General features: G+C 72.7%; 19 protein-coding genes and 1 riboswitch. Of the genes, 8 read left to right on the top strand and 11 right to left on the bottom strand.

Annotated features, from left to right (window positions below; all coding sequences use genetic code 11):
- Positions 1-7: 7 nt before the first annotated feature.
- The gene (locus tag ABZ857_RS11900) at positions 8-2,098 is read right to left on the bottom strand and encodes a DUF6421 family protein (protein WP_357041506.1); all 2,091 of its coding nucleotides are present in this window, start codon (positions 2,096-2,098) and stop codon (positions 8-10) included.
- A gap of 173 nt (positions 2,099-2,271) precedes the next feature.
- On the opposite strand from ABZ857_RS11900, the gene ABZ857_RS11895 reads away from it, so the two are divergent.
- Positions 2,272-2,982: a hypothetical protein gene (locus ABZ857_RS11895; RefSeq protein WP_357041503.1), complete on the top strand. Its 711-nt coding sequence runs from the start codon at positions 2,272-2,274 to the stop codon at positions 2,980-2,982.
- Here ABZ857_RS11895 and ABZ857_RS11890 read toward each other — a convergent pair.
- Both ABZ857_RS11890 and ABZ857_RS11885 read right to left on the bottom strand, forming a co-directional pair.
- Positions 2,922-3,584, bottom strand: coding sequence for a response regulator transcription factor (locus ABZ857_RS11890; protein ID WP_357041501.1), 663 nt, complete (start codon positions 3,582-3,584; stop codon positions 2,922-2,924). The genes ABZ857_RS11895 and ABZ857_RS11890 overlap by 61 nt on opposite strands.
- Positions 3,581-4,762: a histidine kinase gene (locus tag ABZ857_RS11885; protein ID WP_357041498.1), complete on the bottom strand. Its 1,182-nt coding sequence runs from the start codon at positions 4,760-4,762 to the stop codon at positions 3,581-3,583. The genes ABZ857_RS11890 and ABZ857_RS11885 overlap by 4 nt, the downstream gene beginning before the upstream one ends.
- Before the next feature lie 194 nt (positions 4,763-4,956).
- On the opposite strand from ABZ857_RS11885, the gene ABZ857_RS11880 reads away from it, so the two are divergent.
- The gene (locus ABZ857_RS11880) at positions 4,957-6,642 is read left to right on the top strand and encodes a hypothetical protein (RefSeq protein ID WP_357041495.1); all 1,686 of its coding nucleotides are present in this window, start codon (positions 4,957-4,959) and stop codon (positions 6,640-6,642) included.
- A gap of 28 nt (positions 6,643-6,670) precedes the next feature.
- Positions 6,671-8,485: a protein kinase gene (locus ABZ857_RS11875; RefSeq protein ID WP_357041492.1), complete on the top strand. Its 1,815-nt coding sequence runs from the start codon at positions 6,671-6,673 to the stop codon at positions 8,483-8,485.
- On the opposite strand, the gene ABZ857_RS11870 is transcribed toward ABZ857_RS11875, so the two are convergent.
- The 4 genes from ABZ857_RS11870 to ABZ857_RS11855 form a co-directional block, all read right to left on the bottom strand.
- The gene (locus ABZ857_RS11870; protein ID WP_357041489.1) at positions 8,475-9,326 is read right to left on the bottom strand and encodes an adenosylcobinamide amidohydrolase; all 852 of its coding nucleotides are present in this window, start codon (positions 9,324-9,326) and stop codon (positions 8,475-8,477) included. The genes ABZ857_RS11875 and ABZ857_RS11870 overlap by 11 nt on opposite strands.
- Positions 9,323-10,138, bottom strand: a complete 816-nt coding sequence (locus ABZ857_RS11865; protein WP_357041486.1) for an ABC transporter ATP-binding protein — start codon at positions 10,136-10,138, stop codon at positions 9,323-9,325. The genes ABZ857_RS11870 and ABZ857_RS11865 overlap by 4 nt, the downstream gene beginning before the upstream one ends.
- Positions 10,135-11,163 carry an iron ABC transporter permease gene (locus ABZ857_RS11860; protein ID WP_357041483.1) on the bottom strand — a complete coding sequence of 343 codons (1,029 nt, stop codon included), beginning with the start codon at positions 11,161-11,163 and terminating at the stop codon, positions 10,135-10,137. The genes ABZ857_RS11865 and ABZ857_RS11860 overlap by 4 nt, the downstream gene beginning before the upstream one ends.
- Positions 11,164-11,276: 113 nt before the next feature.
- Complete coding sequence (locus tag ABZ857_RS11855; RefSeq protein WP_357041481.1) at positions 11,277-12,227, bottom strand: ABC transporter substrate-binding protein; 951 nt, start codon at positions 12,225-12,227, stop codon at positions 11,277-11,279.
- 77 nt (positions 12,228-12,304) lie between these two features.
- A riboswitch (cobalamin riboswitch) is annotated at positions 12,305-12,440 on the bottom strand.
- 416 nt (positions 12,441-12,856) lie between these two features.
- Between ABZ857_RS11855 and ABZ857_RS11850 the strand changes: the two genes are divergently transcribed.
- Positions 12,857-14,131 carry an acyltransferase gene (locus tag ABZ857_RS11850; RefSeq protein WP_357041478.1) on the top strand — a complete coding sequence of 425 codons (1,275 nt, stop codon included), beginning with the start codon at positions 12,857-12,859 and terminating at the stop codon, positions 14,129-14,131.
- Here the strand turns inward: ABZ857_RS11850 and ABZ857_RS11845 are convergent.
- On the bottom strand, positions 14,094-14,966 hold the full coding sequence (locus tag ABZ857_RS11845; protein WP_357041476.1) for a Gfo/Idh/MocA family oxidoreductase: 873 nt from the start codon (positions 14,964-14,966) through the stop codon (positions 14,094-14,096). The genes ABZ857_RS11850 and ABZ857_RS11845 overlap by 38 nt on opposite strands.
- 99 nt (positions 14,967-15,065) lie before the next feature.
- Here ABZ857_RS11845 and ABZ857_RS11840 point away from each other — a divergent pair, with 99 nt between their 5' ends.
- Positions 15,066-15,647, top strand: a complete 582-nt coding sequence (locus tag ABZ857_RS11840) for a histidine phosphatase family protein (RefSeq protein ID WP_357041473.1) — start codon at positions 15,066-15,068, stop codon at positions 15,645-15,647.
- 4 nt (positions 15,648-15,651) lie between these two features.
- Here ABZ857_RS11840 and ABZ857_RS11835 read toward each other — a convergent pair whose 3' ends face one another.
- The 3 genes from ABZ857_RS11835 to ABZ857_RS11825 all read right to left on the bottom strand — a co-directional run bounded on the left by ABZ857_RS11835 (position 15,652) and on the right by ABZ857_RS11825 (position 17,100).
- The gene (locus ABZ857_RS11835) at positions 15,652-15,927 is read right to left on the bottom strand and encodes a hypothetical protein (protein ID WP_357041470.1); all 276 of its coding nucleotides are present in this window, start codon (positions 15,925-15,927) and stop codon (positions 15,652-15,654) included.
- A 117-nt stretch (positions 15,928-16,044) separates the two neighbouring features.
- Positions 16,045-16,278 (bottom strand): DUF397 domain-containing protein, encoded by a 234-nt coding sequence (locus ABZ857_RS11830; RefSeq protein WP_346225832.1) that lies wholly within the window; start codon positions 16,276-16,278, stop codon positions 16,045-16,047.
- Positions 16,279-17,100, bottom strand: a complete 822-nt coding sequence (locus ABZ857_RS11825; RefSeq protein WP_357041873.1) for a helix-turn-helix transcriptional regulator — start codon at positions 17,098-17,100, stop codon at positions 16,279-16,281.
- 200 nt (positions 17,101-17,300) lie between these two features.
- Here ABZ857_RS11825 and ABZ857_RS11820 point away from each other — a divergent pair, with 200 nt between their 5' ends.
- From ABZ857_RS11820 to ABZ857_RS11810, 3 genes are all read left to right on the top strand, one after another.
- Positions 17,301-17,810 carry an ATP-binding protein gene (locus tag ABZ857_RS11820; RefSeq protein ID WP_357041466.1) on the top strand — a complete coding sequence of 170 codons (510 nt, stop codon included), beginning with the start codon at positions 17,301-17,303 and terminating at the stop codon, positions 17,808-17,810.
- A 791-nt stretch (positions 17,811-18,601) separates the two neighbouring features.
- Positions 18,602-19,996: an RNA-guided endonuclease IscB gene (iscB, locus tag ABZ857_RS11815; RefSeq protein ID WP_357041463.1), complete on the top strand. Its 1,395-nt coding sequence runs from the start codon at positions 18,602-18,604 to the stop codon at positions 19,994-19,996.
- Positions 19,996-22,380, top strand: a complete 2,385-nt coding sequence (locus tag ABZ857_RS11810) for a helicase-associated domain-containing protein (RefSeq protein WP_357041460.1) — start codon at positions 19,996-19,998, stop codon at positions 22,378-22,380. The genes iscB and ABZ857_RS11810 overlap by 1 nt, the downstream gene beginning before the upstream one ends.
- Positions 22,381-22,564: the final 184 nt, after the last annotated feature.

Here is a 22,564-nt window from a genome sequence, read left to right as displayed (position 1 = left end):
GCCCCGCTCACGCGCGGATGCCCCGGGTCGACTCCACCACGTCGGTGAGCTTACGGCGCAGGGCCTCGTAGAACATGCTCAGGGGGAACTCGTCGGGCAGCACGGCGTCGACCATGGCCTTCTGCTCCGTAGGCAGCGCCTCGACGCCCCGCTTCCACACCGAGGCCGGGTCGGGCTCGACGTACGTCGCGACCAGCGCGTGGGCGGCGAGCCAGTGCGCGCGCTTGGACCGGTCGATGCCGTCCCGGTAGAGCTTCTCCACCTCGCCGCGCAGGTCGGCGACGCCGTCGGCGACCCGCGACCAGTCGATCGAGAGCCGGTTGTCGGTCCACCGCACGATGCCCTGCCGGTGCAGGTAGGCGAACAGCAGCTGGCCGCCGAGGCCGTCGTAGTTGCGCACCCGCTCGCCCGTGATCGGGAAGCGGAACAGCCGGTCGAACAGGATGGCGTACTGCACGTACCGCGCGTGCGGCACGCCCGCCGCCTCCAGCTTCACGGCCTCGCCGTACGCCGTGAGGTCGCAGCGCAGCTCCTCCAGGCTGTAGAGCCAGTACGGCATGCGCTGCTTGATCATGAACGGGTCGAACGGCAGGTCGCCGTGGCTGTGCGTGCGGTCGTGGACGAGGTCCCACAGCACGAACGTGTCCTGGGCGAGGTCCTGGGACGCCAGCAGCCGGGCGGCGTCCGGCGGCAGCTCCAGCTTCAGCGTGGCCGCCGCGGCCTCGCTGACCCGGCGGAACCGGGCCGCCTCGCGGTCGCAGAAGATGCCGCCCCAGGTGAAGCGCGGCGGCGTCTGCCGCACGGCGACGGTCTCGGGGAACAGCACGGCCGAGTTGGTGTCGTAGCCGGAGGTGAAGTCCTGGAACGCGATCGGCACGAACATCGGGTTGTCGTAGCCGCCCCGCTCCAGCTCGGCCAGCCACTCCGGCCACACGACCTTGATCCAGACCGCCTCGACGTTGCGGTTGGGGTTGCCGTTCTGGGTGTACATCGGGAAGACGACCAGGTGCTCCAGGCCGTCGATCCGCTGGGCGTCGGGGTGGAAGGCGTTCAGCGAGTCGAGGAAGTCGGGCACGCCGAGACCGGCCGACACCCACGCGCGGAAGTCCTTCATCACCGCGTCGAGATACTCGGCGTCGTGCGGGAAGTGCGGCGCGAGCCGGCCGACGCCATCGACGATCTCGCTGATGCACGCCACGGCCTCGTCGTGGTCGCCGGTGATCGAGCCGTCCTTGGCCTGGAGCGGGCGCAGCCGCTCGACGGCGGCCTTCAGCCGGGCGAACTCCTCCGCCACCTCGGGGCGGGACGCGCCGGCGGCGCCGGACGCCTCGGGCACGCGGGCGGCCCAGGTCACCAGGTTGCCCCACAGCTTCTCGTGGTCGTAGTCACGGATCGAGTCGTCGCCGAACAGGTCGGAGTCGGCCAGCACGACCACCCGGCCCCGGCCGTGCCGTACGGCGGCCACGAGCGGGGCGTTCGCGGGGTCGGCGGACCCGGAGGTCGTGAACAGGACGTCCGCCCCGGCGGGCACGCCGAGCGTCCCGGCGCGGTAGAAGCAGGCCCGCCTGACCTCGGCGAGCAGATCCTGGGCCACGCCGCCCTGCGCGGTCACGGCCTGCGCGGTGGGGACGCCGAGGATCCAGGTGGCCACGGTGTTGTGGCAGTTGCCGGGGTCCTGCACGGTCGCGTGCTCGACCGTGATCCCGAAGCGGGCGAGCAGGTCGGCCAGGTTGCTGCCGTACTTCTCCTGCTCGTGCTCGGCCAGCACGATCAGCCCGCCGCCACCCGCGACGTACGCCTCGACCGCGTCGATCTCCTCCGCGGAGAAGACGGGGCTGCCGACCCCGGTGGTGCGCTCCCAGCGCTCGGCCGAGGGGTGCGCGACCACGAAGACGTCACACCCGTCCAGGACGGCCGGGGTGACCGGGCCCTCGGTGTGCGCGCGCACCGAGTGGCCGAGCCGCCGCAGCGCCCCGGCGGCCTCCGCGTAGCTGTTGTCGTCGGGGTGGGCGGGATTGATGGCCTCGGCGACCTCTCGCCGGATCGTCCACGCCTCGCTGTGCGCCTCGTCGAACAAGACCGCCGGGAAAGCCTTCATGAAAAATCTCCCGTAGTGTGAGCCGTCTTCCGGAAAATATACACATACCTAGCCTCGCGGCGATAAGTCGCTCTAGCGGATGAGGGCGCATCATCCGAGCGGCGGACGAGTCCCCGGGGGTCGCTCACCTACCGTCACCGGCCGTAGGGAGAAAGACCCGAAGGGGAAGATCGATGTTCAAACTGTCCGACTCGGTGGCCTTCCGGCGCACCGCCACCGGAGTCCTGCTGTTCGTCGCGCCGCTGCTGCAGTTCGTCGCGCTCCTCGTCGACCCCGGCACCTGGGGCGACGACCGCGAGATGCTCAGCTACGGTGACAACCCGGCCCTGGCCCAGCTGGAGTCGGCGCTCTATCACTGGAGCTGGCTGCTCGTCCCGATCGCGGCCTTCGGCCTGCTGCACCTGGTGCGCAAGAGGTCCGTCGTCCTCGGGCACATCGCGGGCGGCATGACGATCGTCGGCTACATCAGCCAGTCGGCGCTGCTCATGATGGACCCCGTGGAGTGGTGGTTCGGGCAGCACTACCCGGTCGAGCAGGGCCAGAAGATGTTCGACGAGGTGTTCAGCCTGCCCGGCACCGTCTTCGGCTTCGTGATGCCGTGGCTCTACCTCGGCATGGTCGGCCTGCCGCTGCTGCTGCTGGCCGTCTGGCGCGCCGGCTTCGTCCACTGGTGGGTGCCGGCCGTCGTCACGGTGGGCTACCTGGGCTCGCTCGCGGTGCCGTACAGCCCGGTGATGATCCCGTTCTGGGGCGCCCCGGTCGTCGCCCTGGGCTACCTCGGCCTCAAGGTGCTGCGCATGACGAACGCCCAGTGGGCGTCGTACTACCCGAGCGCCGACCCCGGCGTCACCACGCCCGACTCGTACGCGAACACGACCGCCTGAGCGCGGTCGCGCAGGTTCAGCTTCATGAGCACGCGGGCGACGTGGGTCTTGACCGTGGCCTCGCCGACGAAAAGTTCCTTGGCGATCTCGGCGTTGGTGAGGCCCCGGGCGAGCATCCGCAGCACCTCCAGCTCGCGCGGGGTGAGCTCGGCGAGCTGCGGCGGCCGGACCGGCTCGTGCCGGCCCGCGAAAGAGGCGATCACCCGTGTGGTGACGGCGGGGTCGAGCAGGCCGTCACCCGCGGCGACGACCCTGACGGCCTCCACGAGCTGCTCGGGCGGCGACACCTTCAGCAGGAAGCCGCTGGTGCCCGCGCGCAGCGCGGCGTACAGGTTCTCGTCGGTGTCGAACGTCGTCAGCATGATGACCTTGGGCGGCCGCGGCGCGTCGAGCAGCTGCCTGGCCGCGGTGAGCCCGTCCATGCGCGGCATCGAGATGTCCATGAGCACGACGTCGGGCTGCACCCGGCGGGCCACGGCGACCGCCTCGGCGCCGTCGGCGGCCTCGCCCACGATCTCCATCCCGGGCTCGCTCTCGACCACCATGCGCAGGCCGGCCCGGATCATCGCCTGGTCGTCCGCGAGGACGATGCGGATGGTCAATTCGTGGCCTCGCTCATCGGCACTCCCTGGGAGATCGGCAGCGTCGCGCGGACACGGAAGCCGCCCTGCGGCAGGGGCCCGGCGTCGAGGGAGCCGCCGAACAGCTCGGCCCGCTCACGCATGCCGATGAGCCCGTTGCCGGTGGACAGCGCCGATCCTGCGCCCCCGCCATTATCGGTGATCTCGAGCTCCAACCGGTCGGGGTGGTAGGCGATCCGGATGCGCGCGTCGGCGTCCCCGGCGTACTTGACCGCGTTGGTGAGGGCCTCCTGCACGATCCGGTAGGCCGACAGGTCGAGACCGGGCGCCAGATGCACGGGCTCGCCCTCCGTCTCCAGCGTCACGCGAAGCCCCGAGGACCCGACCGTGGAGATGAGGTTGGGCACCATGTCGAGCCCGGGCTGGGGCAGCGCCTCGTCCTGCGGCATCCGCAGCGCGCCGAGCATGATCCGCAGCTCCTCGACCGCCTCCCGGCCCGCCTGCTCGATGCCGGACAGGATCGTGGCCTCCGGGGACCGCTCGCCCTCCTGGGACGCGCCCATCCGGCGGCGCAGCGCGCCCGCCTGCATGACCATCATGCTCACGCTGTGGGCCACCACGTCGTGCAACTCCCTGGCGATGCGGCCCCGCTCGGCGGCGACGGCCTCGGCGGCCCGGCGTTCCCGCTCCATCTCCAGCCGCGCCGCCCGCTCGGCCATCCGGTGCACCCGCAGCAGGTAGCCGCGCAGGGCCAGGCCCGTGGCGTACGCGGAGCCGAACATCACGGTGAGGAAGATGACCTCCTCGAACGGCAGGAAGCGGTGGTCGACGGCCCCCGAGTCGAAGACGAGGATGCCCACCAGGGCCCAGGTCCCACCCGGTCTGAACGGCAGATGCGCGCCGATCGTGTGGAAGACGATGAGCAGCGCGGCGAGCTGCCAGACCGGGCAGCCCGGGTTGCCCTGCCGGTGCCAGACGTACTGGGCGAGGATCATGAGGATGAACACCGCCACCGGGGCCGTGCGGCGGTACCAGACCAGGACTCCGGTGACCAGCGCCTGCGCCACCCACCACAGCTCGGGCCGCGGCTCGTTGTAGGCCGGCGCCACGGTGAACGCCTCGAGAGTGCCCAGCCCGATGATGGCGAGGCCGATCAGGAGATCGACGCGGGGGACCGAGCGGAGCGGGGACAAGCGCATGCGCGCAGAGTAATCCCTGCCCGGCATAGCGCGCATCAGGGAGCAGACGTCCCGCAATCGGCCTGCAAGTCATCGTCAAGCGACCGCACGATCATCGCCCTGTATCAAGTGGGTGTCGGTCACGAAACTCACCTTGTCCAACACTGTCCGCGCTGAGACGCTTGAACCGATCCGAACAGGCCTAGGAGAAGCAGATGCCCCGCCTGCACTCCCTTATCGCGGGGCTGGGCGCGCTCGCCGCGCTCGCGGCGCCCATGCTCCACCCGCATCCCAGCGGTTCCACCGACCGGGTCACCCCCGGCGCCGTACGCGTGGAGTCCTCCTCACACGTCCACATCACGCTGCTGGACGACCGCGGCGTGATCAAACAGATGGCCCGGGACTACGACGTCGACCTGGCGAAGGGCAGCGGCTTCACGGTCACGCCCGACGGCGTGGTCGTCACCGCGACCCAGGTCGTGCAGGCCGCCGACGACCCCAGGGTGTACGCGGCCAACCGGGTGTTCGCCGAGTACTTCAAGGTGAAGATCCCGGCCGACTTCAAACGGCACTCGCTGGACGACCCCGACCTCGACCGGCGGCTCCAGGCGTGCTACCCGCCGCAGCAGACCGACTCGACCTGCATCGCCGACGTCAAGACGAACGTCAGCGTCTACCCCAACCTCGACCCGCCGCCGGCCGGGGGCCTGCCCGCGCAGATCCTGACCACCGGCACGTCCCCGGCGGCACCGGCCGTGCTGAAGGTCACGAAGGGCGGCGAGAAGCAGTCGCTGCCCACGGTCCCGCTGGGCACGGCGCTCGGCGCCGCGGTCGAGTCGCTGGACGTGATGACGCTTACGGGCAGGCCGTCGGCGAAGCTGCCCCCCAAGCTCGACACCGCGCACCTCACCCCGCCGGGCAGCCGGACCTTCAAGGAGCGCGACAAGGTCGCCAAGCTGCTGGACGACGGCGCGCCCGGCGCGGCCCTCATCGACGACGGCAAGAGCGAGGTGGTCGGGTTCGTCTCCGGAGGCGGTGACGAGCCGGTGACCATCACCCCCGCCGACGAGATCCGCAGCGCGCTGGTCGCCGCCGGGGTCACCCCCCGCCGCGGCCCGGTCGACGTGGTGTACGAGAACGCGCTCGCCTCCTACCACAACAAGCTCTACAGCGGCGCGATACCGGCGCTGCAGCAGGTGCTCAACCTGCGGCCCGACCACGCGGTGGCGGCCGATCATCTGCGGGCCGCCCAGTCCAAGGCGGGCACGGCGGAGGACGCGGGCGCCAAGCCGGCGGCGCGTCCGGTTCCCGTGGAGCAGCCGAAGTCGCCGGTGCCGCCGTACGTGTGGGTGGCCGGCGGCGTCGTGGTCCTCGCCCTGCTGGCCGGGGGTGTCGTGCTGCTGCGCCGCAGGAGCGCCGCCGGGCCACAGGACGGCGACAGCCACCGCGACGGCGGCCGGACGGACCCCGGAATGGGCCCCGGAATGGGCCCCGGGATGAGCGAGGCCGGGTCCTACCCGCCCGCGGAGAACTCCTGGCCGCCGTACGCCGTGACGAGGGTGTTCGGGGCCGAGGCAGCCCGGTCTCCGGAGGTCATGGGGCCGGCCCCGGTGGCGGCGACTCCAGTGCCGTCGAACCCTGCACCGTCGAACCCTGGGCCGTCGAACCCTGGGCCGGCGGATCCGTCCCCGCCCGGCGGGCAGGCGTACCCCGCGGACCTGTCACCGCCGCACGGGCACGCGCATCCGGGCGACCCCTCACCTCCGCGCGGGCATTCGTACCCGCCGAACCCGTCGCCGCCGCGCGGGCAGGCGCAGGTGAAGTTCTGCACGCAGTGCGGCATGCGGCTGGGCCAGGGACACCGTTTCTGCGGCTTCTGCGGGAACCCGGTCGATTCGTGATCAACAGAACGTTCAAGGGGGACACCGCATGACCGAGGGGCCCGTGATGCCGCCGCTCGTCGGGCGGCGGCTCGGCGACTACACGGTCGAGGCGGTCGTCGGGCGGGGCGGCATGGCGACGGTCTACCGGGCGCGCGACCAGCGGCTCGGGCGGGCCGTGGCGCTGAAGGTGCTCGCCCCGCAGCTCGCGCACGACGACCGCTTCCGCGACCGGTTCGTGCGGGAGTCCCGGATGGTGGCGAGCATCGACCACCCCAACATCATCCCGGTGTACGAGGCCGGCGAGCGCGACGACCTGCTGTTCATCGCCATGCGCTACGTCGAGGGCAGCGACCTGCGCAAGCTCGTGCAGTCGGAGGGCGCGCTGCCGGTCGGGCGGGCCAACCCGCTGTTCGCGCAGATCGCCTCCGCGCTGGACGCCGCGCACGCCCACGGCCTGGTGCACCGCGACGTGAAACCGGCCAACATCCTGGTCACCCGGTCCGACCACGTCTATCTGACCGACTTCGGGCTGACCAAGAGCTCCGCGGCCGAGGCCGGGCTGACCAGCCACGGTCACTTCATGGGCACCCCGCGCTACGTCGCCCCCGAGCAGATCCGAGGCCTGCCGGTCGACGGCCGCAGCGACCTGTACGCGTTCGCCTGCGTTGTGTACGAGGCGCTCGCCGGGCAGCCGCCGTTCCAGCGGGACACCGAACTCGCGCTGCTCTACGCCCACGTCTCCCACGACCCGCCGCCGCTCACGCCGTACCGGCCGGACCTGCCGCACGCGGTGAACGCCGTGATCAGGCAGGCGCTGGCCAAGTCGCCGGCCGAGCGGTTCGCGACGTGCCAGGCGTTCGTGTCCGCGCTGCGCGACGCGATCAGCGGCGGGGCGGGCGACCCGGCACCGGTCTCCCCGTCCTATCCCCCGGTCCCTCCGGTGTCCTCGTCGTCCCCCGCGTATCCGGCGTCCGCCGGATCCCTCCCGCAGGGGTCCTATCCGCCGGTCACGCCCTCCTCGTTCCCTCCCGGCACCAGGCCGCCCGTCTCCCATCCCTCGGGCTCGGTGCCGCCGCACTCGGTGCCCGCGGCGTCCCACCCGCCCGTGAGCCACCCGCCGGACGCCGGGGCCGCGGGCCGGGCACAGGGCCCAGTGCAGGGGCACGGCTCGTACCCTCCCGGGGCGCCGCACGCACAGGCCACGGTCGCGTCGGCGGCCTCGCCAGGCCGTCGGCGGGGGCTGCCGCTCGGGCCGCTGATCGGCGGCCTGGCGGTCCTGGTGTCCATCGCCGTCGCCGCCGCGCTGCTGCTCACCAGGGGCGGGGACACCGCCGCGACGTGGAACACCTATACAGGCAGCACCGCGGCGCCGTTCACCATGGCCTACCCCTCGGCCTGGGGCGAGGCCAGGACCAACGCCGACCAGTGGATGATCGCCTCCCCGGCGGTGGACGAGTTCAACGCGCTGTTCGCGGTGCCGGGCAACACCGACTGGTCGAAGGTGAACCCCATCATCAATGGCCGGCCGGACCGGGCCACGGGCGTGTTCGCCCAGGTCAGCAACACTCTGAGCACCTCGGACTCGCCGTTGGAGCTGCAGGAGAGCCTGAGCCCCGCGCTTCCCGGCGTCACCACCTACTACGGCGCCCCGGTGCCCACGACGGTCGGGGCCAGGCCGGGGTTCCGGATCGAGGGCGTGCTCAGCGACCCCCAGCAGGCCGGACGCCTCGACTTCCTCGCCTACGTCGTCCGCCAGGGCGACTCCGGCACGACCGTCCTGATCACGTTCTTCTGCCCGACCGGCAGGTGCGACCGATCGAACATCGACCACATGGTGAACACGATCACCTTCACGTCCTAGCCCGCCCATCCCGCGCCGCACCGTCCAGCCAGTCCCGCGCGCCGTCGAGGACGGCCCGGTGGACCGCACGCGCGATCCGCGCGCCCCAGACGGAGCGCGGCCCGCCGAACGCCTCCGCCGGGCCCTCCTCCCGTACGGCGACGCAGACGGCGTCCGACGCGGTCCCGGTGCAGGGGAAGCCCGCCTCCAGCAGCGCCTGCGTCTTCGCCTCGGTCACCGTCATGACGGCGTTCACCAGCGCCGGGTCGCAGAACGCGACCGGCACGGCGACCAGGATGTTGATCGTTCCCGGGCGCGGGGCCGATCGAGGCGGCGCGTACGCCTCTGTCTCGCCCACGCCGACGGCCTCCCGCGCCGTCTCGGCGACGGCCACGCCGACCGCCTTTCCCGCGATCTCCGGGGCGGCGTCGCCTGGGTTCTCCTGCTCGGCGTCCAGGACGGCCTGGCCCAGGGTCTTCCGCTCAGGCTCGGGGGCGGACGGCAGGCCGGGGTCGGGCACGCCCTCGGGCGCGGCCGCCCAGGTCGGCACGCCCAGGCCGACCGTGGCGACGGCCTCCGCTCCCCCGTCGGCCGCCACGGCGTACCGCTCCACCAGTGCCGCCGTCATCATGCCGACCCCGGGGCCGCCGGGACCGAGCGCGGCCATGTGCTCGACCGGGTCCATGCGCGAGTAACCGGCGGCCACCTGCGCGTTCAGCACCCACTCGCGGTGCCCGATGCCGCCGCCCAGCATGGCCGAGGAGATCATCCGCCAGCCGGGGCCGAACCGCCACAGCAGCGTGCCCAGCCGCAGGCCGTCCTCCACCCGGTATGTCAGGGACGGCCGCGGGACGCCCGTCATGCCTCCTCCACCATCGAGGAGATCGACGGGCGGACCAGGTGGACGACCGGGCGCCCCTCCGGGCCCGGCTCCACCCGTACGCTGGCGCCGAAGTGCTCGGTCAGCAGCGGCTCCGCCAGCACCCGCGCGGGCGGCCCGGCCGCGACCGCGCGCCCGGCGGCGAGCAGCACGAGCGCGTCGGCGTACTGCGCGGCGAGGCTGAGGTCGTGCAGCGTCGTCACGACGGTGAGGTCGTCGGCCAGGCGCAGCCGGTCGACGAGTTCGAGCACCTGCTGCTGGTGGCCCAGGTCGAGCGCCGTGGTCGGCTCGTCCAGCAGCAGCACCGGCGCCTGCTGCACCAGCGCCCTGGCGAGCACGACCCGCTGCCGCTCGCCCCCGGAAAGATGCCCGAGCGGCCGGGACGCGAAGCCGTCCAGGTCGAGCCGTTCCAGCACCGACCGCGTCACCTCGCGATCCCGCGCGCTCTCGCTGCCGAGATAGGGGATGTACGGCGTGCGGCCCAGCAACGCGTAGTCGTAGACCGTCATGTCGGGCGGCAGCGCCGGGCTCTGCGGGGCGTAGGCGATCAGCCGGGCCCGCCTGCGCGGGCGCAGGTCGTCCACGGCCGTCCCATCGACGAGCACCTCGCCCTCCCTCGGGACCAGCCCGGCGACGGCCCGCAGGAGCGTGGACTTGCCCGCGCCGTTCGGCCCGATGACCGCCAGCCACCGGCCGGGCGCGGCCGTCAGCGTGACGTCCGTGAGCACCCGCCGCCCGCCCAGCGTCACGCCCACGCCACGCGCCTCGATCGCCGGCACGGCCCGCCCGCTCACGTCTCCACCCGCCGGGTCAGGCGCAGGACGGTGACGAAGAACGGCGCCCCGACGAACGCCGTGACCACCCCGATCGGCAGTTCGGCCGGCGCGAGCACCGTACGCGCGAGCGTGTCCGCCAGCACGAGGAACGCCGCGCCGCCGAGCAACGACAGCGGCAGCACGATCCGGTAGGACCAGCCGGCGAGCCGCCGGACCACGTGCGGCACCACGATCCCGACGAACGCGATCAGACCGCTGACGGCCACCGCCGACGCGGTGGCGAGCGAAGCGGCCAGCAGCACGACGAAGCGCACCCGCGCCGCGCGCAGGCCGAGACTGACCGCCTCCTCGTCGCCCACCGACAGCACGTCGAGCAGCCGCCCGTGCAGCAGCATGACGACGGTCGACACCACGGCGTACGGCGCGATCATGCGGAGCTGGTCCCAGCCGCCGCCGACGTCGCCGAGGATCCAGGAGTAGATCCGCTGCAGTTCCTCCACCTTGAGCTGCTGCACGAAGGTCTGGATGGCGGTGAGGAACGAGGTGACCGCGACCCCGGCGAGCACGAGCGTGGCGGTGCCGCCGCCCCGGCCCGCCGTGTGGCCCAGCGCGTACGCGAGGAACACCCCGCCGACGGCCCCGGCGAAGGCGGCGATCGGCACCGCGCTCACCCCGGCGTCGCCGCCCACGAAGACCACGACGAGCGTCACCGTGAGGCCGGCCCCGGCCGCCGCCCCGAGCAGGTACGGATCGGCCAGCGGGTTGCGGAACACGCCCTGGTAGCCCGCCCCGGCCGTGGCGAGCAGCCCGCCCACGACGGCGGCGAGCAGCACCCGCGGCACCCGGAGCTGGAACAGCAGCCCCTCCTCGACCGGGGTGAGCCCCGAGTGCACGGACACCAGCGGCAGGCGGTCGAGCAGCGCCAGCACGATGGCGCGGGGCGAGATGCCCGCCGCGCCCGCCATCAGGCCGAGGACGAGACTGGCCGCCAGCACGGCGGACGCGACGAGCAGCGCCCGGCCGCGCGGCCGGACCGGCGTCATCACGCCACCACCGGCCTCACCGCGCCACCACTCAGCACGCCACCACTCAGCACGCCACCACTCAGCACGCCACCACTCACCGCGCCACCACGGGTGTCCGTGTCACCACCGGCTCAGCTCGCCGCCTTCTGCACGGCGTCGCTGACGGCCTGGGCGAGGTCGGCGACCCGAGGCCCCCAGCGGGAGGCGACGTCGTCGTCCAGCTCCACCACGCGGCCCTTCTTCACGGCGGACAGGCCGGACCAGCCCGGTCGCTTGGCCAGCGCGGCGGCGTTCTGGCCGCAGCACTTGGTGTCGCCGAGGAAGATCAGGTCGGGGTCGGCCTTGGCCACGAACTCCGCCGACAGCTTGGGGTAGCCGCCCGCCGCGTCGGGCGCCTCGTCGGCGATGTTCTTCAGCCCGAACAGGCTGTAGACCTGCCCGATGAACGTGCTCGACGTCGCCGCGTAGGGCGTGGTGTCCAGCTCGTGGTAGTACGTCAGGTCCTTGCCCTTCGGCGCCGCCGCCGCGAGGGCGTCGATCTTCTGCTTGACGCCGCTCGCCACCTCCTCGGCCTTGGCCGCGTTGCCGGTGGCGGCGCCGAGGTCCCTGATCTGGTCGTAGGTGTCGTCCAGCTTGGTCGCGGCGGGTTCCAGCAGCACCGGCACGCCGACCTTGCCGAGCCCGGCGACCACGCCCTCCAGGTCGTTGGCGAGCACGACGAGGTCGGGCTTCGCGGCGACGATCGCCTCGACGTTGGGTTTGAACCCCGACAGCGACGTCTTGGGCGCCTCCGGCGGGTAGTTCGACTGGTCGTCCACCGCCGCCACCTGGCCGCCCGCGCCGATCGCGAACAGGATCTCGGTGGCCGTCGGGGACAGCGACACGATGTGCTCGGGCCTCTTGGCGATGGTCACCGCGCCGTTGCCCGCCTGGACCGTGACGGGGAACGCACCCTGCCCGGCGCCGTCCGAGGCGGTGGATGTGGGGGTCGCGGACGTGGCGGCGCCGTCGGTCTGGCCGCAGCCGGCCAGAGCGAGCACGCCCAGCACCACACCCGCGACGGCCGTGCGTACGGGCCTCACGAGGTCCTCCATCAGGGGGAATGCCGGGAATCGAGGGACCCGCTGGAAGCGACGGATCACCCTTTTCCACGAGGGTCGATGGCGTCGGCGCACAGCGCAGGCGACCTGGCTCGTCCCCGGGGCGGGGAACCACAGTTGCGGGACAGCGCCGGATTCTCACCGGACTTCGCTACGCGGCGCGCGTCGGACGCAACGGTACCAATCCCTCACACGGCGTCCACCCCCGGCCCGTCCGCGCCCGGCACCGCACCGCACCGCGGTGTGTGCGACGCGCGTCGGCCGGGCCGCCTGCCTCGGCGTACGCGGGGATGGTAGGGCAGGCCCCACCCCGGCGGTAGGGGACCGCGCATGATCGGAAGTAGGGACCGCGTCGCTGCGCCGGGCGGGGCCGAGGCGAGACGCTTGAACCGCTCCCGGATCCGAGACTCCGAGACCCACCGAAACTCCGAGACCCACCAGGACCCCGAGACCCACGGACCCCGAGACCCACCGGGACCCCGAGCCCACGGACCCCGAGACCCACCGGGACCCCGAGCTCGCCGAGACACCGAGCTCACCGAGACACCGACACCCCCGCCGCCCGCGGGTCCACCACCCCCCCGGCGGCCGACACAGCGAAGGCGGCCCCCGTGTCCCTGACCATGCTTCCTCCCGCTCCCCAGAGGGCGCCGGCCTCGCCCGCGCCACGGGACCGCTTCATCGACGTCCTGCGCGTCTTCGGGATGGTCCTCGTGGTCGTCCAGCACTGGACCATGCCGGTCCTGTCGTACGCCCAGGGGCGGCTGACCACGGGCAACGCCCTGGCGGCGATTCCGTACGTCACCTGGATCTCGCAGGTCATGCCGCTGGTCTTCTTCGCCGGCGGCGCGGCCAACGCGATCAGCTTCCAGTCCGCCGTCCGCCGGGGCGGCACGGCCCGCGAATGGACGGCGCGGCGGGTGCGCCGCCTGGCCTGGCCGGTGGTGCCGCTCGCGGTCGTCTGGCTGCCGCTCCCCCACCTCCTGGTGGCCCTCGGAGTGCCCGCGCAGCCGGTGGAGGTGGCCGCGCGGACGGTCGGCCAGTTGCTCTGGTTCCTGGCGGTCTACCTGCTGGCCGTGGTGGCCACGCCGCACCTGCTGCGGGTGCGGGCCGGGGTGGCCCTGCCGGTGCTGGCGGGCGGCGCGGTGCTGATGGACGTGGTCCGGTTCTCCGGTCTGGAGGCCGCCGGCTACCTCAACGTCGCGTTCGTCTGGCTGGCCGTCCACCAGGTCGGGTTCCGGTACGCCGAGGGCGGCCTGGAATGGCTGAGGGGGCGCCGCGCCGCCTGGCTCGCGGTGGCCGGGTTCGGAATGGTGGCGGCCCTCGTGGCCACCGGGCCCTACCCCGCGAGCATGATCGGGATGCCCGGGATGATCTCGAACATGGCACCGCCGAGCGCCTGCCTGCTCGCGCTGTTCGCGGGCCAGCTCGGCCTGGCGATGCTGCTGCGCCCCGCCCTGAACGCGCTGGCCGCCCGGCCCCGGGCCGAGGCGGTGCTCACCGCGCTCGCGCCGCGCATGATGACCGTCTACCTGTGGCACATGACCGCGCTCGTCGCCGTCGCCGGTGTGGCGACCGTCGGCTTCGGGCTGGCGACCCCGCACGCCGGCTCGGCGGCCTGGTGGAGCGCCGTCCCGCTGTGGCTGGCCGCCCTGGCGCTGGTCCTGGTCGCGCTCACCGCGCTGCTCGGCCGGTTCGAGGAGCCCGCGGGCGCCGCCGCCCACCGGCACGTGGTGGCGGCCGCCCCGCTCGTCGGCGGCGCGCTGCTCGCCCTCACGATCAGCGGCTTCGCACCCGGCCCGGCGCCGCTGATCGCGTCGGCCGCCCTGGTCGCGGGCCTGGCCCTGGTCAGCCGGCCCGCAGCTGCCGCTCCACGTCGTCGATGACCTCCTGCAGGCGCAGGCCGTGGCGGGCGTCGAGCGGATGCCCGCCGCCGTCGCGCACCGTGCCCGCGAACTGCCTGACCACCTCGGGGAAGACGTCGCCGAGTTCGGAGCCGAGCAGCGTGGCGCTGCCGAGCCGTCCGTACACGTCGATCCGGCTGGGCGGGGTCTCGCCCTCGGCGGCCATGCACAGCGACGCCTCGCTGACCGCGCCGCCCTCGTGCTCCAGCAGCAGGCCGACCCAGCCGAGCGGGTCGCCGTGGGCCCTGACGGCGACCACCCGGCCGAGCGCGGCGTCGAGCAGGTCGATCATGTGCGGGCCCACGTCGAGCACCGCCCCGCGCTCAAGCCGCCAGGGGGTGGCGAAGGGGCCGCCGCGCAGGCTTCCGGAGATGTTGGCGGCGTGCCCGCCGAAGGGCTCGATCCGCCGGACCCGGTCGAGGAAGTCGGTCGTGGCCGCCGAGTAGCGGAACGTGAAGAGCATCTGGGAGGCGACCCCCGCCTCCTCGATCGCCCCGGCCAGGCGCCGGGCGCCGTCGAGGCCGGCCGCGAGCGGCTTCTCCAGCAGCAGCGGCCTGCCCGCCCGGGCCGCGAGCACGCCCAGCTCGGCCTGTACGGCGGGCGGCACGCAGAAGGCGACCGCCTCCGACGCCTCGAACAGGTCCTCCAGCCGCTCGAAGGAGGGCGCGCCGTGGACGCCTGCCAGCGCCTGCGCCGCCTCCGGCCTGCGCGCCCAGACTCCGGACAGCGTCGTGTGCGGCCCGGCCGCGAGGGCGGGGGCGTGGACCATCTCCGCCCACGGTCCCGCACCGACGAGTCCCACCCGCACCGGCTCCATGGCGCCCCCTTTCCGCCGGGACCTTACTGGAGTCCACGGGCGTCCGGTCAAGGGGGCCGCCGCGCGTGAAATCGGCCGTACGGGCAAGATGGACCGTCTATGAACGTCATCCTGCTGAGGCACGGCGAGACCGAATGGAGCAGGGCCGGGCGGCACACGGGCCGCACCGACCTGCCGCTGACACCGCACGGCGAGGAGGAGGCGCGCGCCCTGTCCCGCCTGGTGGCGGACCGGTCGTTCGCGCTGGTCCTCGTCAGTCCCGCGCAGCGGGCCCGCCGTACGGCCGAACTGGCCGGCGCCGGGCCGTACGAGGTGGACCCGAACCTGTGGGAGTGGGACTACGGCGGCTACGAGGGCGTCTCCACCCCCGACATCCGCAGGTCACGCCCCGGCTGGTACGTCTGGCGGGACGGCGTCGTCCCCGGAGACGAGACGCACCCGGGTGAGACCGTCGAGCACGTCGGGGAGCGGGCGGACAAGGTCCTCGCCCGGATCCGCTCTTCGGACGGCGACGTCCTGGTGGTCGCGCACGCGCACATCCTGCGCGTGCTGACGGCCCGCTGGCTTTCGCTGCCCGCCGACCACGGGAGGCACTTCCGCCTCGACACCGGGACGTACTCCGTCCTGGGTTACGAGCACGGCGACGAGCCCGTCCTGCTCCGCTGGAACGCGCCCGTGTGAACGATCACGCGTGGGCGACCGGCTGGGGTTGCGGGCCTCGGCCGGTCAGCCATTCCAGGACCTTGCGGTGGCCGCGCCGGGCGTCCTCGAAGTGCCCCCACCGCCAGTACCTGGGCTGCTCCCGTACCCCGGTGACCCACGTCCGGTACGCCACCGACCTGGGCCGCCCGTCCGCCGGGTCGGCCGGTACGGCGACGCCGTAGGTGCGGATCACCACGCGGCCTCCGGGTGCGAACAGCACGTCGTCGGCCACCGGGTAAAGAGTCATCTGGTCCAGCACGGGTCCCCCTTGTGAGCTTTCCTGGGACTCACTGTGCCGGATCCGTGTTACGCCTCCCGCGTCGCGCTGTTACGCCCGTGAGAAGCGGGTGAACACGGGGTCACACCAGAAGACGGGTCACACCAGGAGGCCATCGAACTCGCCGTCCTTGACCCCGAGCACCAGGGCCCGGATCTCGTCGCGTGTGTAGATGAGCGCCGGCCCGTCGGGATAGCGGGAGTTCCGGACGGCCACGCTGCCGTCGGGAAGCTCGGCCAGCTCCACGCAGTTGCCGGTCGAGTTGCTGTGGGCGCTCTTCCGCCAGGTGACCCCGGCGATGTCGGTTGCGGGCATCCCGTTATATGTCTGCATTCATGTCTCTCTGAGAAGTTCGCCGAGGATCTCGGCAGTGCCGCCGGGCGTGGTGCTCTCCACGCACAGCTGCTCCATGGCCGTGAGGTAGGGATCGATGTCCTCACGTTTGTCCAGGTAGAGCGCACCCCAGAGCTGCTCGACGTAGACCACGTCCGAAAGGTCGGACTCCGGGAAGCGGAGGATGGTGAACGCGCCTCCCTCGGCCGCGTGCATCCCGTAGCGAAGGGGCATCACCTGAAGGGTGATGTTGGGCAGCGTGGACACCTCCAGCAGGTGCTGGAGCTGCTCCCGCATCGTCGCACTCCCTCCGATGGGCCGCCTGAGCGCGGCCTCGTCGATGACGGCCCACAACCGGGGGCCGTCCTTGCGCGTGAGTCTTTCCTGCCGCTGCAGTCGCAGATGGACGCGCTGTTCGAGCTCGTCGTCCGGGGCGTCCGGATGACCGAGCCGGATCACCGAGCGGGCGTACGCCGCCGTCTGCAGCAGGCCGGGCACGAACTGCACCTCGTAGGTGCGGATCACGCTGGCCGCCTCCTCCAGGCCGACGTAGGTGACGAACCAGTTCGGCAGCACCTCGCCGAACTTGTGCCACCACCCGGGCGTGTTCGCCTCGCGGACCATCTCCAGCAGGCCACGCCGCTCGGCGTCGTCGTGGACGCCGTACAGCGTGAGGAGGTCTTCGACGTCACGTGTCTTGAACCCGACCCGGCCGAGCTCCATCCGGCTGATCTTCGACTCCGAGGCACGGATGTGGAATCCGGCGACCTCGCGGGTCAGGCCCCGCTGCTCACGCAGCCGGCGAAGGCTCGCGCCGAGCATGATGCGTCGAACGGTGGAACCGGATCCGGGCGGATCTATGGACACGTGCTATTCCTCCGCTTTGTGGACTGGTTCACAGTCTGTCAAAGATCGCCCCCTTCGTCCCAGTGGTGTTCGGGGGTAACCGTAGCGCTTGCACAACGCGCTTGCACGTGCATTCGCTCTTGCACATGCACGGGAGTGTCCCTCATCATGATCCCGTGCAGTCCACGAACCTGACTCGTGGCCAGAACCAGTGGTCGGCGCTCGACTGGTGGCCGCCTATCGGCTGGTGGCCGGAGCCCGCTCGCGATCTCCTCGAACCCGGGTCGGCCACCGCCAGCGCCACCTTCGTCCTGCCGCCCCGCGCGGAGTCGGTCCACTCGGCGCGCAGCTTCGCCCTCGGGACGCTCTCGGGCTGGCAGTTGGCGGACCTGCTCGACGGGATGGAACTGGTCGTCTCGGAACTGGTCACCAACGCCCTGCGGCACGGCATGACGCTCGCCGACAGCCGCGCGCGGGAGGCCATGCGGCTGTCGCTGATCCGGCGGGGCGCGCACGTGACCTGCGCGATCACCGACCCCGGGTCGTCCGCGCCGGTGCTGCGGGATCCCACGCCCTTCGAGCCGGGCGGCCTCGGGCTGCACATCGTGGAGTCGCTGAGCGTGTGCTGGGGATGGTGCCCGCTCGTCCCGCAGGGCAAGGCGGTGTGGGCCGTACTGGCGGCCTGAAGCAGCGCGGCCCGAACAGGGGCCGGCGGCCGGACGGCGGGGCCACGCGTTTCGCCGGGGCCCTCCGCCGCCCCGGCCGGGGAATGACGGTTCTCCCGTCAGGAGCGCCGGAAAACCTAACCCGATCGCCAGATCTCCCTGTCGCCGGTCATGGTCCGCCGGCCGAAGAGCGCTCCCGTGCAGCCCGGAATGCATGGGAGCGCCCTCCGGCCGGCGGCCCGGATTCCGCGGAACCGCCCCTGAGTCCGGGCGCGGCACGCGATGATGTCCTGAGATCGGGCCGTAATGGCCGATCGGCATGCCCTCTTCCCACCGGTCGGCGGAGAGATATTGTGATTCCGGACTTTGTGACCGTCCCCTCCTCACCGGCGCACGGACCCGGCCGAGACCGTGATCCGCGCCACGACGCCTTCCTGGGGCTCGCGAGAGATCAACGGTCAGCGACCCCCTCCTGAAGGAGAGGGCTTGAGGTGCAGCAATGTGCCTTGAAGCCCCGCGTTGACCAGCCCTAGTCAATCACCTGAAGGAGGTGCATTCGATTGACTACGTTTCACGTGAGTGAGCAGACCCACCGGCAGGTGCTTCCTCAGCCTGCCGCTCTGGAATCCGTGGGAGCAGACAACCCCGAGGGTGGGGACGAAACGACTCACGGACTCCCGGTATCGCCGGGCGCTGGCGTGGAACATGGGCGAGGGGAGATCGGATCGGACGGCACCCGTCTGCTCCGGCGTCACCCCGAGGCGTCTTCGGACGCCGAGGGAGCAGCCCGTAAGGGCACCGCACACCCGGTCGTGTTCGTCTTGGACAGGCACGGCCGCCCGTTGGACCCGTGCCACCCCGCCCGTGCCCGCAAGCTTCCGGCGTCTGGGCGGGCGGTAGTGGTGCGGCGCACCCCGTTCATCATCCGGCTGAAAGATCGTACGGTCACCGACTCCACGACCCAAGGTGTCGCTGTCGGCATCGACCCCGGCTCCCAGCACACCGGCATCGCCATGTTCACCGAGCGCGACGGAAGCCGTACCGGCTTGTACGGCATCCCGCTCGACCATCGCGGCGGGCGTATCCGCGACAAGCTCAGAGCGCGGGCAGCGCTGCGTCGAGGCCGAAGGTCCCGCAATCTGCGCTACCGCTCGCCCCGCTGGCGCAACCGGCGCAGACAGAAGGGGTGGCTTGCGCCGTCCCTGCGGCATCGGGTGGACACCACGATGAACTGGGTTGTACGGCTGTCCCGGTGGGCGCCCGTCCGCGCCGTCCACGTCGAGCAGGTCGCGTTCGACACGCACGCATTGAGCGCGGACGGCCCACTGGAGGGCGTGGAATATCAGCAGGGAACCCTGCACGGGTACGAGGTCCGCGAGTACCTGCTGGTCAAGTGGGGCCGGAAGTGCGCCTACTGCGGCGCGTCCGGCGTTCCGCTGAACATCGACCACGTCCATCCGCGCTCGCGCGGCGGCTCGGATCGAGTCAGCAACCTGGCCCTGTCGTGCGTGGCGTGCAACCAGGCTAAGGGCTCGCGCCCGGCGAAGGAGTTCCTGGCCGAACGGCCGAAGGTCCTCGCCAAAGTCCTCGCCCAGGCGAAGGCCCCGTTGAGGGACGCCGCAGCCGTCAACACCACCCGATGGGCGCTGTGGCGGACGCTGGACGCGACCGGCTTGCCGGTGCACCCCAGTTCGGGCGGGCGCACCAAGTGGAACCGGTCCCGCACGGGCGCGCCGAAGTCCCACACGTTGGATGCGCTACACGTCGGCCGTTTGGAGCAGGTGACCAGCTGGCCTGGCCGTGTGCTGACCGCCACTGCGACCGGGCGCGGTTCCTACGCCCGTACCCGAACCGACAGATACGGGTTCCCCCGGCTCCGGATGCCCCGCGTCAAGCTCCACCACGGCTTCCAGACCGGTGACCTGGTCCGGGCGACCGTCTTGTCAGGTAAGAAGGCCGGCACGTACACGGGGCGGGTAGCGGTCCGCGCTCGCGGCAGCTTCGACATCAGAACCGCGACCGGGTTGGCCACCGGTATCCACCACAAGCAGGTCCGGCTACTTCAACGCGCGGACGGCTACGGCTACGCGACGCAGAAAGAAGCTGATCACAATGACTACCGGTTAGGGCAAGCTCGGGCCTTGGAGGCACTCCCGGTCCCGATTCCCGCGACGCCTGAAGGCACCGGCGCCCTCGGGAGGAATTAGTGGACGATCACCTGATCGGCTGGCTGACCAGTCTTGACGAAGACAGGCTCGCCCGCGTGCTGGCCAACCGGCCGGACGCGATCGCCGCGCCGTGGCCCCGGCGCCTGGACGCCCTCGCGCAGCGCCTGACCGACACCTACGCCGTCATGGAGGTCATGCGCGGCCTCCCCCTCCCCCCGCTCGAACTCCTGCAGGCGTGCCTGGTCATCGGCGGCCGCCCGACGGAGGACGAACTGGCCCGCTTCCTCGGGGTGAGCACCTCCGCGGTGATCCCCTGGCTCGACCACCTGTACGACCACGCCGTCGCCTGGCCCGGCCGCGACGGCAGGATCACCGTGGCCGGGGCCGTCGCCCGCTGGTGGACCGCGCCCTGCGGCCTGGGCGAGCCGCTCGGCGCGTACCTCGACTCCTGGAAGCTCAGCACCGACGCGCTGCGCCGCGTATGCCGGATGCTCGACCTGCCCCCGCACGGCGGCAGGCGCCAGGTGATCGCGCGGATCACCGCGCTGCTCGGCGACTCCGAGCGCCTGGGGGCGCTTCTCGACGACGCCCCGGACGGCACGCTCGGCATGCTCGACGACTTCGCCTGGGACGGCCCGGTCCGCAGCGTGAACGGCAACCGGTTCATCACTCCGGGGACGCCGGAGAAGTGGGCCCTCGACCGCGGCCTGCTCTTCCGCACCCAGTGGGACCTGGCGGAGATGCCCCGGGAGGTCGCCCTGGCGCTGCGCGGCCCCGACTACCGCGGGCCGTTCACGCCGTACCCGCCGGACCTGGCCACGACGGAGGCGGACCCCGACGCCGTCGAGCACGCGATGTGCCTGGCCGCGCCGCACGTGCTCGACCGGGCCACGGCGCTGCTGGAGAACGTCGACAAGACGCCGCTGCCGCTGCTCAAGAACGGCGGGGTCGGGGTGCGGGAGGTCAAGCGCCTGGCCAGGGAGACCGGCTGCGCCGAGGACGAGACGCGGCTGCTGCTGGAGATCTGCGCCGTCGCCCGGCTGATCGCGATCGACGAGGAGGCGGGCGGGCTGACCCCGGCCGGCCGGTACGACGCGTGGCGGCTGGAGGAGGCGCCCATGCGCCTGCGGGTCCTGCTGGCCGCGTGGTGGCGGATGGAGCGCTCGTCGCTGCGCCGGGTGGAGGGCCGCCACCCCGCCGCGCTCGGCGACGACCCGGCCGGCGAGACGATCGCCAGGATCCGGTGGGCCCTGTTCGCGGCGCTCGCCGAGATCCCCGAGGGCAGGGGCTTCGCCACGCTGCCCGAGCTGGTGCAGCGGATGCACTGGCGCGCCCCGCTGCTCGACCGGGAGCTGCTGGACGGCTGCGCGGCGGCCGTGCTCGAGGAGGCCCGCCTGCTCGGGCTCGTGGCCTGCGACGCGCTCACCGGACTCGGCCGGGCGCTCGCACCGCTCGCGGGTGTGGCCGGGGACGAGGGCCGCGAGTGCGTGCCCGAGGTCGAGCACGACCCCGCGCTGGCGAAAGCCGCCACGCACGCCATGGCGAGCGCGCGGCGCACCGCCCTGTTCGGCGCCGACCTGACCGCCGTGGTGACCGGGCCGCCGTCGGTCGAGCTCGCCGCGCTCCTCGACCGTGCCGCGGACCGCGAGTCGCAGGGCTCGGCGTCGGTGTGGCGGTTCAGCCCCGCGAGCGTGCGCCGGGCCCTGGACGGCGGGGACACGGCCGACACGCTCATCGCCGACCTGTCGGAGGCCGGGACGCTCCCCCAGCCGCTGACGTACCTGATCAGGGACGTGGCACGGCGGCACGGCGAGGTCACCGTGTCGTCGGTCGGCTGCATCGTGCAGGGCTCCGACCCCGCGCTGCTCGCCGAGATCGCCGCGCACCGGAAACTGGCCAAGCTGGGCCTGCGGCTGCTGGCGCCGACCGTGCTCGCCGGCGCGGCGCCCGCCGAGACCACGCTGGCCGCCCTCAGGGAGGCGGGCTACGCCCCCGTGCCGGTGGACGACACCGGTGAGATCACCATCCGGCGCGAGCCGCAGGGCGGGCGGCTGATCCTCCTGCCCGGCGGGCGGGTCGCCGAACTCGAACCCCCCGGCCCCCTGCTGGAGCCCCCGCCGGACCCGCGCGAGCACGCCAGACGGCTGCTGGTCAGCGGAGGCCCGGCCGCCACAGCGCCGCCGCGGCAGACGTGGGCCGTCATCGGGCGCATGGCGACCAGGCTTCCGGCGGCGCAGCAGTCGCTGCTGGGCTTCGTGGTGGACCGCGACGTCCGCGCGCTGATCACGCTGGCCGACGGGGTCACCGCCACGGTCAGCCACGGCGAGCTGCGCAAAGGCGTGCTCGACGCGTGGTGCGAGGAGGCCGGGGACTACCTGGAGTTCCCGCTCAACGAGATCGCTTCCGTCACCGCCGACTGCTGACACACACCCTCAGCGCCGCGCCCTCGGCGCTGAAACCGCTGCACCCTCGGCGCGCAAAGCGCTGCGCCCTCGGCGCGTCGGCGGCGAGGCCCCATTCGGCGAGCATGAGACGGTACGGCTCCCCCGATCGGCGTGGAGCCCCGGATGCACGTGCAGACGCGACGTACGCTGGATCTTTCACGAG

The organism is Microbispora sp. NPDC046933, assembly GCF_040644635.1.
GTDB lineage: Bacteria > Actinomycetota > Actinomycetes > Streptosporangiales > Streptosporangiaceae > Microbispora.
Note: the sequence above shows the minus strand (reverse complement) of the source record. Positions and strands in the feature narration are given on the sequence as shown.

What these genes read in the sequence shown, in the direction of transcription:
- ABZ857_RS11900 (WP_357041506.1), bottom strand. Translation starts at nt 2,098, where the DNA reads ATGAAGGCTTTCCCGGCGGTCTTGTTCGACGAGGCGCACAGCGAGGCG.
- ABZ857_RS11895 (WP_357041503.1), top strand. Translation starts at nt 2,272, where the DNA reads ATGTTCAAACTGTCCGACTCGGTGGCCTTCCGGCGCACCGCCACCGGA.
- ABZ857_RS11885 (WP_357041498.1), bottom strand. Translation starts at nt 4,762, where the DNA reads ATGCGCTTGTCCCCGCTCCGCTCGGTCCCCCGCGTCGATCTCCTGATC.
- ABZ857_RS11880 (WP_357041495.1), top strand. Translation starts at nt 4,957, where the DNA reads ATGCCCCGCCTGCACTCCCTTATCGCGGGGCTGGGCGCGCTCGCCGCG.
- ABZ857_RS11875 (WP_357041492.1), top strand. Translation starts at nt 6,671, where the DNA reads ATGACCGAGGGGCCCGTGATGCCGCCGCTCGTCGGGCGGCGGCTCGGC.
- ABZ857_RS11870 (WP_357041489.1), bottom strand. Translation starts at nt 9,326, where the DNA reads ATGACGGGCGTCCCGCGGCCGTCCCTGACATACCGGGTGGAGGACGGC.
- ABZ857_RS11860 (WP_357041483.1), bottom strand. Translation starts at nt 11,163, where the DNA reads ATGACGCCGGTCCGGCCGCGCGGCCGGGCGCTGCTCGTCGCGTCCGCC.
- ABZ857_RS11845 (WP_357041476.1), bottom strand. Translation starts at nt 14,966, where the DNA reads ATGGAGCCGGTGCGGGTGGGACTCGTCGGTGCGGGACCGTGGGCGGAG.
- ABZ857_RS11840 (WP_357041473.1), top strand. Translation starts at nt 15,066, where the DNA reads ATGAACGTCATCCTGCTGAGGCACGGCGAGACCGAATGGAGCAGGGCC.
- ABZ857_RS11830 (WP_346225832.1), bottom strand. Translation starts at nt 16,278, where the DNA reads ATGCAGACATATAACGGGATGCCCGCAACCGACATCGCCGGGGTCACC.
- ABZ857_RS11825 (WP_357041873.1), bottom strand. Translation starts at nt 17,100, where the DNA reads ATGCTCGGCGCGAGCCTTCGCCGGCTGCGTGAGCAGCGGGGCCTGACC.